Raw genomic sequence first — 12,436 nt, 5'->3', positions numbered from 1 at the left:
CAAATTGTAAATGGCTTAGTCTCTCTCTCTCTCTCTCTCTCTCTCTCTCTCTCTCTCTAACAAAATAATGCTATTTACAAACATTTTAACGTTTGCAAAAGCATTTTTTTTATTGATTGTTTTTTGAGAGATGTACATCTTTTTACTACAGAATAAAAATAGAAGCGAATAATGTGCAATTCACACTTCTTTTTTGTGAATTATGATTACAAAATTATTCTATTTGGAAAGGTATGACAAAATTTTAACTTTGTTGCTATTTGGTTTTATAAATCCACGTCCTCAGGTGGGATTTCCTCTTGCATTTCAGTTTGTTCTGTTTCAAGTACAACTTCTTCTGTAGGAAGAGGCTCTTCGTTGAGTACAAAACGTTTGTAGTACGAAATCATCAGTGTGGTGACGGGTAGGGCTATTATCATACCTAATAAGCCTAAAAGTGAGCCCCAAACGGATAGGGATAATAAGATAATAGCCGGGTTCAGGCCTGTTGCCTTACCCATGATTTTGGGTGTCAGGAAAACTTGTTCTATTACCTGCACTGCAAGCACTATTATAAGTATCCAAAGCAGAATCGACCAATAGCTTTGTCCGGTTTCAGCAGACTGAAGCAATCCCAGCAACATTGCCGGCAGGTAACCAAGTGCTTGCATATATGGTACAAGATTAAATAGCCCCATAAGCAATCCTAAAACAATTCCCATAGGTAATCCCATGATATAAAATCCGATGGCAAAAAGAATGCCGTCGATAAGCGCGATAAGCGCTTGTCCACGAAAATACTTGTTCATCCCTGTTTTCATATCGGTAATGATTTCGATAGCCAATGGGCGGTACTTGGACGGAATGGCGTAAGTAAAACCGGCATTTATTTTTTCGTAGTCCAACGATATGAATATAAAATATAAAAATACAATGACTACAACTACTAACCCTAATACAAAACTTAACGAGCTGTTTACTACCCCCCATAGTTTAGGAGCCAGATTTTTAAGAAAATCTTTTGTGCTTGGGTCGTTCAGAATAGTTTTAAAATCCAAATGCGAAAAAAATTCACGGATTTTAGCCTGCCATGCAGGAGGAAGGAAGCTATCTACTGTAAAACTTTGAGTATAAAGGGTTATAAGCTGCGAAAATTTATCAATTTCTTTACCAATAAGCGGTATCAGAAACCAAATAATCCCCGCAAGTATGATTAATATGACTAATATGGTACAAACGATAGCTAATATCCTGTACTTCAGTTTTAATTTGTTCTGAAAAAATGATACAATCGGCTGAAACAGGTAAGCCAAAAGCCAACCAATAGCAAAAGGGAGTAATACAGTTCTTAATTCGTTGATTAGTAGTGCTAATACTACAATTATAGTTAAGCCGATTATCATTCTGACAACCCGGTCGAAAGTGTAAGGTCTTGCGTGGTTAATATTCATTATGTTTGTTTTTTTGCAGTCTTTGTTAAACAACAAATGCAATTAAATTGTTTTCAGATTAATAATAGAGTTTATATTCAATAGTCTATTATAAAGCTTATTTATAAATCATTACAGCATTAAAAGCTCCCGTAGGGAGCAAAGTTTGGTAATGTACAAATTACTCAATAATCCGGCGTGCCGTAGGTACGCGACAATTAGTGAGGAAGTTGCGTACCTAACGGCACGCCCGCCATATCTAAAGATAGTATTTTACCAAACTTCCACTCCTAACGNCCTAACGGAGTGCATATATTTGAATTTTAATACACAAACTAATATAAAACATTAATAATCAAACCTGTAACTTTTTATTAAATATAATCTCTAATTAATCAAATTATTTTCGGAGCTAATCCTGTTAATTTTAGTGTAAATTAGTTCTCTTTAATTTCGTTTGTGTTGCGATTATTGTAACTTTACAGCGTTTTACTATTAAATTGAAGCAAGAAGCATACTGATTGCCAGTACATAGTATTGCTTGGCAAATTTAATAAAATATCAATTTAAAAAAAGTAATACTTATATATAAAAAACATGGATAGAAAGTTAATTGTAAATTTACTTCAGAAAAATATACAGGAACTGGGGATGATTACGGAAGGGTTTATGGAAATGACAGAGTATCCGGCTGTAATTATTCAACTGGCAAGGCAAAAAGCAAATGATGTTTTAGGTTATATCCAGCAATTGGAAAGCATTAAAAAAGAGCTTGTTGTAGAGCTTAATGAAAATAAAGATGAAAAAGACCTTTCACCTCAGAATCAGGAGGAAATAAGCGGGGAAGAACCTTTGTTAGTAGCAGAGGAGGACGAAGAGTTTAATAATGAACTTATTGAAGAATCAGCACAGGAAAGTGTTGTTGAAGAGGAAATGGAAAGTATCGAAGACGAAAGCCAAACAAGTGATGATGAATTGAAAGATGCGGAAACTCATGAAACTACTATTCCGGCTCAGGATACCCTTCAGGAAGAGCCGGACGATGAAATAATTGAGGAGGAACAGAAAGAGGAGGTAACCATTATTGAAAGTTCAGTAGAAGAAGTGGAAGTAATAGTGGAAGTGCCTGTTGTAGAAGAAAATGATACTGCTGTATTGGACGAAGGTGATGATTCCGACACAGTAAGCTCTGTTCACACTTATGAATATCAAAGAGCGGTATTAAAAGAACGGACTATTGACAATACCGACAATACAATTGCCGGAGCACATAATAATAGAAAAATAGACGATATAAGGCGGGCTATAAGCATTGGAGACCGTTTCCGCTTTCAGCGTGAACTTTTTGATGGTAACGGTGAACTGCTGAATAAGACTTTATCTAAACTGAACGAGATGAAAGATTATGAAGAAGCACACGCATATCTTCAGGCTAAGTTTAAATGGAACGAAGAAGATGAAACAGTTGAAAGTTTTTACCAAATAGTGAAAAGACGCTTTTTATAATGTAAAGTAAAAATGAAGTATTAAAACAATTAATAGAATGGAAAAAAACTTATTTGAACAAATCAATAGCGATATTAAGACAGCCATGCTGGCTCGTGAAAAAGTAACACTTGAAACCCTTCGTGGCATTAAGAAAGAATTTTTGGAAGCTAAAACAGCAAAGGGCTCTAATGGTGAGCTGCAGGATGAACAGGCTTTGAAGATTTTACAGAAAATGCTGAAACAACGTAAAGAGACTGCACTGATTTATACGGAACAAAACCGTCCTGAACTGGCAGAGAATGAACTTGCCGAAGCCGCTGTAATCGAACGTTATCTGCCGCAACCAATGACAGATGAAGAGTTGGAAAAAGCTGTCGCTGAAATTATTAGCCAAGTAGGAGCAGCCGGACCTCAAGATATGGGTAAGGTAATGGGTGTAGCATCTAAACAATTATCAGGTAAAGCCGAAGGTAAAGCTATATCCGAAAAAGTAAAATCATTGTTAGCCAAGATATAAAAATTGGCTTTTATTGTATAGCAGCGCATTAGCGGCAGATTTCAAACAAAAAATGTATGAGTTTTAACCCATACATTTTTTGTTTTTATATAAAGGAATTGTAGAAAATAATATCAGTTATTTTTGCTGTTCTTCTTTTAACGAATTCCAGCCTTGTGCTTTGAGGGCGATTTCTTCACCCTCGCGCCCAACCAGATTCAATCCGAGTTCCGGTTTGGTTATATGCCCGATAACGCCGATGCCTTCAATCCCTATCACTTTATCGTAATCCTCAAGCGAGACGGTAAATAATAGTTCGTAGTCTTCGCCTCCGTTGAGCGCGGCTGTTACTATGTTCATGTTAAGCTCCTCAGCCATAACAGCAGCTTGGTAGCTGATAGGAATTTTATCTTCGTATACACGGCATCCGGTATTGCTTTGCGAACATATATGTATCAGTTCGGACGATAACCCATCCGAAATATCCATCATAGCTGTAGGGATAATGTTTTTCTCGCGCAGTCGCAGTATAATATCCCGCCGTGCTTCCGGTTTCAACTGACGTTGTAATATATAATCTTTTCCATCGAAGTCGGGTTGTGCATCCTCGTTGCCCGAAAAAACAAGTTTCTCACGCTCTAGCAATTGTAAGCCCATATATGCCGAGCCTAAGTCGCCCGATACACAAATCAAATCATTTGGTTTTGCGCCGTTTCGGTAAACTGTTTTTCCTTTTTCACCTTCGCCAATGCAGGTAATACTTATAGTTAAACCCGTTAACGAGGCCGAAGTATCGCCACCCACAAGGTCGACACCATAATTTTGGCAAGCCAGCCGTATACCGTCGTATATTTCGTCTAAGTCTTCCACCGAAAACCGTTTTGAAATTCCAAGCGAAACCGTTATTTGTTTCGGCTCGCCGTTCATTGCATATATATCGGAGAAATTTACGACAGCAGCCTTATATCCTAAATGCCTCAAAGGAGCATATGTTAAGTCGAAGTGAATCCCTTCAAGCAATAAGTCTGTTGTGACTAATACTTGTTTATCCTTATAGTTGAGTACGGCCGCATCGTCGCCAACTCCTTTTTCGGTAGAAGGATTATTTATTTTAAATTTTTCAGTCAGATGTTTTATAAGGCCAAACTCGCCATATTCTGATATTTCTGTTCGTGACATGCTATTGTAATAAGTAATTAAAAAAGGTGGCGCTTGTTTTATCGAAGCCGCCATAGGATTTTTTTATATATTTTATGAATTTTGAAAGTAATGATTCTAAACATACCATTATTTTTATCATCAATAATTGATTTCATTTTTCCATTTAAACTACCTTGAGTAGCTATTGTTGGTTGTAGCCAATACATATCAATAATACCTTCCTTACTACACTGATTGTGAAACCAATCAATAGGAGCCGAACATCTATTACTTTCGATTTCAACAAGCATATTTTGTGCGCATTCTTTGTCTATAATGTATGCACCAGTCAGTCTGCCTTTTTTTGCTTTATAAATATATTGTCCCTTTATTCTTTCACTTCCTTTGATATACCTGAGAATAGAGTCTTCTAGGCTAATAAGGAAATTAGATAATTTTCTTTCTTTTATTTCTTCTAATGCTATATTTATGTATTTTTCAAATGTTTTATCTAAAAAAATATCGTCTTCTAAAACAATGGAGAAGTGCATATCGCTATCAAGCAGTTTTTGATATGTAAGTATATGTTTATAAGCACATGAGGTAGCGTTAGAAATATTTTTCATGTCGCCCGAAAAGTATTGAGCTAAAACGTCATCTGTCAAGTCGCTTTTATCTCCTTTGTTGATAAATTCATACTCAATCCGGATATTTTCAAGTTGTTTTGATATATGTTTTTCTCTTAATAAATCACTGCTTACATGAATTATTTGGATATTGATTTCGTTAGAATTTTCAGCCATAAATTAGGTATAGTTACAAGTGTTTTTTATTTACAATTCGCAGATTTACGATTTTACAAAGATGCTTACTTATATAATTGTCAACTATTTGAAATCTACTTTATGCCAATAAGTAGTTTGATTCGTAAGATTCAAAACAGTTTCTTAGAATCTCTCAATTTTTTCTACTCTGCGTTCGTGTCTTCCTCCTTCGTAATCGGTGGAGAAAAAAGCATCTATTATATCGTATGCTTCTTGCTCAGTAATAAACCGTGCCGGAAGCGAAAGTGCATTTGCGTTATTATGTTCGCGAGCCAGTTTGGCTATTTCGGCAGTCCAGCACAGAGCCGAGCGTACAAACGAGTGGCGGTTTGATGCCATGTTAATTCCGTTTCCGGTGCCGCAACATGAGATTCCAAAGTCATATTCACCTTTAGATACAGCACTTGCCATTGGATGGGCAAAATCAGGATAATCAGAACTTTCGGTCGAAAAAGCTCCATAATCTTTTATTTCCCCTACTTTTTTTGATTTTAGATAAGCTATGATTTTGTCCTTTAGTTCGTATCCGGCGTGGTCACTGCTTATAACAATTTTAATTTCGCTTAATGGTTTCATAACGAGTTGTTTTTTTGAAAATTAAAAATATATCCCGATTTTTCTTATGCAAATGCTTCTACATCCTGCTTGTTTATAGTGTTTCCTCCAAGTATAATAAGGCGTTCTACTACGTTTCTCAGTTCGCGTATGTTTCCCGTCCATGTATGGTCTTGAAGTTCTTTTATAGCCTCAGCGTCAAACTTTTTTGTAGTGATTCCCTGTTCGTTGGAAATCAGTTCAGAAAAATATTCTACCAGCTCAGGGATATCTTCTTTTCTATCGTCGAGCGGTGGTACATAAATGGGAATCACATTCAGGCGATGGAATAAATCTTCCCTGAAATTTCCTGCTTCAATTTCTTTCTTTAAGTTCTTGTTCGTTGCGGCAAATACGCGGACATTCACTTTTATATTTTTATCGCTTCCCACACGGCTCAATTCATTTTCTTGTAGTACACGCAGTACTTTTGTTTGTGCCGAAAGGCTCATGTCGCCAATTTCGTCCAGAAATATAGTACCATTATCAGCCTGTTCAAATTTTCCGATACGTTGTTTCACGGCAGAAGTAAAAGAGCCTTTTTCGTGCCCGAAAAGCTCACTTTCTATCAGTTCGGAAGGAATTGCCGCACAGTTAACTTCAACGAAAGGAGCACTTGCACGGTTGCTCTTTTCGTACAGCAAGCGTGCTACTACTTCTTTACCGGTTCCGTTTTCACCTGTAATAAGTACACGTGCTTCAGTTGGTGCAACCCGTTCAATCATTTCCCTTACTTTTTCGATGGCAGGGGAGTGGCCTATCATCCGGTTTTTTTGAGCTACTTTCTTTTTTAAAGTTTTTGTTTCTACTACCAGCTCTTTTTTATCTAAAGCATTTCGTACGGTGATGAGTAAACGGTTTAAATCTATTGGTTTTTCTATGAAATCAAATGCACCTTTTTTTATTGACTCCACAGCTGTTTCGATATTTCCGTGCCCCGAAATCATAATAATGGGGGTGTCAAGCCCCTTTTCGGATAAAATGTTCAACAACTCAAGACCATCCATTTCAGGCATTTTAATATCCGAAAAAATAAGGTCGAAAGATTCACTCTCTATTGCTTCCAAGCCGAGCCTTCCGTTTTCGGCAAGCGTTACCTTGTGCTTTTCAAACTCAAGAATGTCTTTTAACGTATTCCGGATGCTACGCTCATCATCTATTACCAGTATATTTGCCATGTTTGTAATCTTGTATTCTCCCTTGAAGGAAGCTTGTTGTTTGATTTTTATACTTTTATCTTATCAGTAACAAATAAACGTTTTACTTTGTTTGTATCCTCCTGAAAAGTCTCTATAAAAGTTTATGTTACAAATCAAATCCAATATCCTTACGGTAATATTTTCCTTCAAAATTGATGGTTTCAGCATTTTTGTACGATTTTTTCAATGCCTCGTCTTTGCTGTCGCCATAAGAGCTAACTGCAATGACCCGTCCGCCCGCAGTAACAACCTCATCTTCTTTCATAGCTGTTCCCGCATGAAAAGCAATGCTGCCTTCTACCTCGTCCAAACCTGTGATTACTTTTCCTTTTTCGTAATCTTCGGGGTAGCCGCCCGAAACCATCATAACGGTAGTTGCATATCTGTCGTCAAATTCAATAGTTTTTTCACTTAAATTGTCATTAGCTACACCCTCCAGAAGGTCGACAAAGTCGGATTTTATCCGTAGCATTACAACTTCGGTTTCAGGGTCGCCCATGCGTGCGTTATATTCAATCACAAATGGTTCATCCTTTACTTTAATCAATCCGAAGAAAATAAAACCTTTGTAGGTGATTTTTTCTTGTAGAAGCCCGTCGATAGTTGGTTTTATAATTTGTTCTTCTACTTTCTTCATGAATTTTTCATCGGCAAACGATACGGGCGATACAGCTCCCATACCGCCGGTGTTCAATCCGGTATCTCCTTCGCCAATCCGTTTGTAGTCTTTAGCTTCCGGTAGTATTTTATAATCTTTCCCGTCTGTAATTACAAATACAGAACATTCGATTCCCGAAAGAAACTCTTCGATAACAACCGTTTTGCTTGCCTTGCCGAACTTACCTTCGAGCATGGAGTACAATTCGGTAACAGCTTCGTAAAAATCGTTGATAATAAGTACCCCTTTGCCGGCAGCTAGCCCGTCAGCCTTTAAAACGTAAGGTGGGGTAAGGCTTTTCAAAAATTGCACAGCTTCGTGTACAGTCTGGTCTGTAACACTCAGGTAGCGTGCTGTAGGGATATTATATTTGCTCATGAACTGTTTTGAGAAATCTTTGCTTCCTTCGAGCTGAGCTCCCTTTTTGTCAGGACCTATAACGGGGATGTGTTTTATTTCTTCATTTGCCTGAAAATAATCTGCAATTCCTTTTACCAGTGGGTCTTCGGGGCCTACAACCACCATGTTTATATCATAGTCTAAAACTGCTTGCTTTATTGCCGGAAAATTATCGGCGGCAATGTCAAGATTAGTTCCCAATGTGGCAGTACCGGCATTTCCGGGGGCTATGAAAACGTGCGAAATCTTCTCACTCTGAGTTATTTTCCATAGCAAAGCATGTTCGCGTCCTCCCGAACCTAAAAGTAGAATATTCATCTTTTTATTGTCTTTTAAAAATGTCCACAAAAGTAATTTTTTTTTGTGCTATAGACAAATTCTTTGAGTTTCCCTGTTTCATAATATTTTAGTACTTTTGCACTTCGAAAAAAATTAAGCTTATATCTTTAAGAAAACAATTTTTATGGAAAAGAAATTTGCCGAATATCAGAATCTGAATTTATCGGATGTAAACAAGACTTTATTGAAGCGTTGGAATGATAACGATATATTCCATAAAAGTATTGAGATTCGCGAAGGGAAGCCCACATTTGTGTTTTACGAAGGACCTCCTTCGGCCAACGGAATGCCGGGTATCCATCACGTGCTTTCTCGTACTATCAAGGATGTTTTCTGCCGTTACAAAACCATGCAGGGATTTCAGGTGAAGCGTAAAGCAGGCTGGGATACTCACGGGCTACCGGTAGAACTTAGTGTGGAAAAAGCATTGGGTATTACGAAAGAAGATATTGGCAAAAAAATTTCGGTAGAAGAATATAACGCTGCATGTCGTAAAGACGTGATGAAATATACAAAAGAATGGGAAGACCTAACCGAAAAAATGGGTTATTGGGTAGATATGCAACACCCTTACATAACTTACGACAACCGTTACATAGAAACTCTATGGTGGCTTCTTAAGCAGCTTTACAATAAAAGCCTGTTATATAAAGGTTATACTATTCAGCCATATTCGCCGGCAGCAGGCACAGGGTTGAGTACGCACGAACTTAACCAACCCGGTTGCTATCGCGATGTGAAAGACACTACCTGTGTAGCGCAATTTCCTGTTGTGTCGAAAGATTATGCATTGGTAGAGAAAGCCTTTAACTATACAGCAGGTGGTTGTAAAGATTTGTATTTCCTTGCATGGACTACTACACCTTGGACGCTGCCATCGAATACGGCACTCTGTGTGGGGTCGAATATCCGCTATGTATTGGTTGAATCGTACAATCCATATACAGGCGAACCGATGACTGTTGTTCTTGCAAAAGAGTTGCTTAACATGCATTTTAACCCGAAAAACGCAGATATGCCTTTTGAGGAATACACCCCGGGCGATAAAAACATACCTTTCCGTGTATTGGCAGAGTGTGCAGGTAATGATTTGGCTGGAATACATTATGAGCAATTGATACCTTGGGTGAACCCGGGCGAAGGTGCTTTCCGTGTTATTACAGGCGATTTTGTTACTACCGAAGACGGTACGGGCATTGTGCATATTGCACCTACCTTTGGCGCTGACGACGACCGTGTGGCAAAACAAAACGGAATACCTGCCATGCTGCTTGTAGATAAAAATGGCAATAACCGCCCAATGGTTGACCTGACAGGTAAATTCTACAAAATAGAGGACTTAGATACCGATTTTGTAAAAAATAAAGTAAATGTAGACTTGTATAAAGAGTGGGCAGGACGTTTTGTAAAAAATGCGTACGACCCTAATCTGAAAGAAGATGATGCTACGCTTGATGTTGACTTGTGTGTAATGCTGAAACAACAAGGGCTGGCGTTTAAAATAGAGAAACATACACACAATTATCCACATTGCTGGCGTACGGATAAGCCTGTATTATATTATCCTTTGGACAGTTGGTTTATAAAAACCACAGCTTGCCGTCAGGAGATGATGGACTTGAACGATACGATAAACTGGAAACCTCAATCGACAGGTACAGGGCGTTTTGGAAAATGGCTTGAAAACCTTCAGGATTGGAACTTGTCGCGTAGCCGTTATTGGGGAACTCCGCTTCCTATCTGGCGTACCGAAGATGGTACGGAGGAAATGTGTATTGGCTCGATGGAAGAGTTGATGGCGGAAATCAACAAGTCGATGGATAAGGGTTTTATGACTGCGAACCCCTATGAGAATTTCAAAGTAGGTGACTATTCGGATGCTAACTATGCTCCTGAAAATATTGACTTGCACCGTCCGTTTGTAGATAACATCATCCTCGTTTCGCCAAGCGGACAACCAATGAAACGTGAGTTGGATTTGATTGATGTTTGGTTCGACTCAGGTGCCATGCCTTTTGCGCAACAGCACTATCCTTTTGAAAATCAAGATATAATAGACAATGGGACTTTCTATCCTGCCGATTTTATCTCGGAAGGTGTAGATCAAACGCGTGGTTGGTTTTTTACACTACATGCTATAAGTACCATGACCAGAGGCTCGGTGGCGTTTAAAAACGTTATTTCCAATGGTCTTGTGTTGGATAAAGCGGGAAATAAAATGTCGAAACGCTGGGGCAATGTTATAGACCCATTTACAACCATCGAAAAGTATGGTTCTGACCCTGTGCGCTGGTATATGATGACTAACGCATCGCCTTGGGATAATATGAAATTTGACTTGGAGGGTGTGGAAGAAGTTCGACGTAAATTCTTCGGAACGCTTTACAATACCTATTCGTTCTTCTCGCTATATGCTAATGTGGATAAGTTTAGCTATACAGAGGCAGAGATACCAATGGAAAAGCGTCCTGAAATAGACCGTTGGATTATTTCGTTGTTGAATACTTTGGTGAAAGAAGTAACCGAGTATTACGAAGATTATGAGCCTACCCGTGCCGGACGTGCTATAGCCGATTTCGTAGGCGAAAATCTGAGTAACTGGTATGTACGCCTCAACCGTAAGCGTTATTGGGGTGGGGAGTATAACGAAGATAAAATTTCGGCTTATCAAACGCTTTATACCTGCTTGGAAACTGTGTCGCGCCTGATGGCTCCGATAGCTCCGTTCTTTGCAGACCAATTGTTCCTCGATTTGAATAAGGCTACTGGTAAAGATACTCATGAATCGGTACACTTGGCTGATTTCCCTACGTATAATGAAACGCTGATTGACGAAAATCTGGAAGAATGTATGCAGTTGGCTCAGCAGACTTCATCCATGATATTGGCACTTAGACGTAAGGCGGATAAAAAAGTACGCCAACCACTATCAAAAGCTGTTGTTCCTGCACAGGATGAAAAAGCGTTTGAGCAATTGAATTATATTTCGGATTTAATCAAAGCTGAGGTGAATGTAAAGGAACTGGAAGTTATTTCGCCCGACGCCGATATGGAGAATCTGGTAAAGAAGGTAAAACCAAATTTCAAAGTATTGGGTAAGAAGTATGGCAAACAAATGAAAGAAATTGCTTTGGCATTGGCCTCTTTTACAAAAACACAGATAAACGAGATAGAGAAAAAAGGTGAATATACGCTGTCGCTTGTTTCGGGCGATGTATCGCTAACTACTGAAGATGTTGAGATATATACGGAAGATATGCCGGGTTGGCTGGTTGCTAACGAAGGTAAATTAACTGTAGCGTTAGACATCACAGTAACGGATGAGCTTTATCGCGAAGGTGTTGCGCGTGAATTGGTGAACCGTATTCAGAATATCCGTAAATCGAATGGATATGAGATAACAGATAAGATTAATGTGGAAATAGAAAAGCGTGATGAGATAAATGCTGCTGTAGAAGAGTATTCAGGCTATATCGCTACTCAAACACTTGCAAATTCGGTTAAGTTAACAGAGCAGTTAGCTGATGCTACAGAGCTTGAGTTTGATGAATACACCGTGAAAGTAAAAGTAGAGAAAAATAAATAAATTTTATTTGCATAATTTTAGCTACAGAGCTTATTTGATAATTTTCGAATAAGCTCTGTTTCGTTAAATATTTGCCTCAAAAAATCAAAGCCTTTACATTTGCACCCACATTCTTCGAGCAAAAATGAAGAATGATTTAGTCAGCTACAAGCTATAAGTTTTGTCCTTTATCTTTTGTTCTTTTTGTTCTTTTATCTTTTTTAATACAATATGACTTTCTCTCAGCAAATAACACCTAAAAAAAGTGCCCTTGCAAATGTTAAAATATTTGTAAATAGCATTATTATGTTAGAGAGAGAGAGAG

9 protein-coding genes are annotated in these 12,436 nt (G+C 38.2%); 3 read left to right on the top strand and 6 right to left on the bottom strand.

The annotated features are described in order from the left end of the window. Positions 1-266: 266 nt before the first annotated feature. Positions 267-1,430 (bottom strand): AI-2E family transporter, encoded by a 1,164-nt coding sequence (locus D0T49_RS12110; RefSeq protein WP_163631937.1) that lies wholly within the window; start codon positions 1,428-1,430, stop codon positions 267-269. Between the two features lie 576 nt (positions 1,431-2,006). Here D0T49_RS12110 and D0T49_RS12105 point away from each other — a divergent pair. Both D0T49_RS12105 and D0T49_RS12100 read left to right on the top strand, forming a co-directional pair. Continuing rightward, entirely contained in the window at positions 2,007-2,915 is a 909-nt protein-coding gene (locus D0T49_RS12105; RefSeq protein ID WP_163631934.1) for a hypothetical protein, read from the top strand. Between the two features lie 37 nt (positions 2,916-2,952). Beyond that, on the top strand, positions 2,953-3,414 hold the full coding sequence (locus D0T49_RS12100; protein WP_163631931.1) for a GatB/YqeY domain-containing protein: 462 nt from the start codon (positions 2,953-2,955) through the stop codon (positions 3,412-3,414). A 117-nt stretch (positions 3,415-3,531) separates the two neighbouring features. Here the strand turns inward: D0T49_RS12100 and thiL are convergent, their stop codons facing one another. The 5 genes from thiL to purD form a co-directional block, all read right to left on the bottom strand. Continuing rightward, the gene (gene thiL / locus D0T49_RS12095) at positions 3,532-4,572 is read right to left on the bottom strand and encodes a thiamine-phosphate kinase (protein ID WP_163631928.1); all 1,041 of its coding nucleotides are present in this window, start codon (positions 4,570-4,572) and stop codon (positions 3,532-3,534) included. Positions 4,573-4,610: 38 nt separating this feature from the next. Then, entirely contained in the window at positions 4,611-5,336 is a 726-nt protein-coding gene (locus D0T49_RS12090; RefSeq protein ID WP_163631925.1) for a glycosyltransferase family 25 protein, read from the bottom strand. A gap of 144 nt (positions 5,337-5,480) precedes the next feature. After that, the gene (gene rpiB / locus D0T49_RS12085) at positions 5,481-5,933 is read right to left on the bottom strand and encodes a ribose 5-phosphate isomerase B (protein WP_163631923.1); all 453 of its coding nucleotides are present in this window, start codon (positions 5,931-5,933) and stop codon (positions 5,481-5,483) included. 44 nt (positions 5,934-5,977) lie between these two features. Then, positions 5,978-7,129, bottom strand: a complete 1,152-nt coding sequence (locus tag D0T49_RS12080; protein WP_163631920.1) for a sigma-54 dependent transcriptional regulator — start codon at positions 7,127-7,129, stop codon at positions 5,978-5,980. A 127-nt stretch (positions 7,130-7,256) separates the two neighbouring features. After that, a complete protein-coding gene (gene purD, locus D0T49_RS12075; RefSeq protein ID WP_163631917.1) occupies positions 7,257-8,525 on the bottom strand; it encodes a phosphoribosylamine--glycine ligase in 1,269 nt (422 codons plus the stop codon). Positions 8,526-8,670: 145 nt separating this feature from the next. Between purD and ileS the strand changes: the two genes are divergently transcribed. Continuing rightward, a complete protein-coding gene (gene ileS / locus D0T49_RS12070) occupies positions 8,671-12,132 on the top strand; it encodes an isoleucine--tRNA ligase (RefSeq protein WP_163631915.1) in 3,462 nt (1,153 codons plus the stop codon). Positions 12,133-12,436 lie beyond the last annotated feature (304 nt).

The sequence above is a fragment of the Paludibacter sp. 221 genome (genome assembly GCF_010501035.1).
In the GTDB taxonomy this organism is placed as follows: domain Bacteria; phylum Bacteroidota; class Bacteroidia; order Bacteroidales; family Paludibacteraceae; genus QVMH01.
This window is presented reverse-complemented; position numbering and strand designations above follow the sequence as displayed.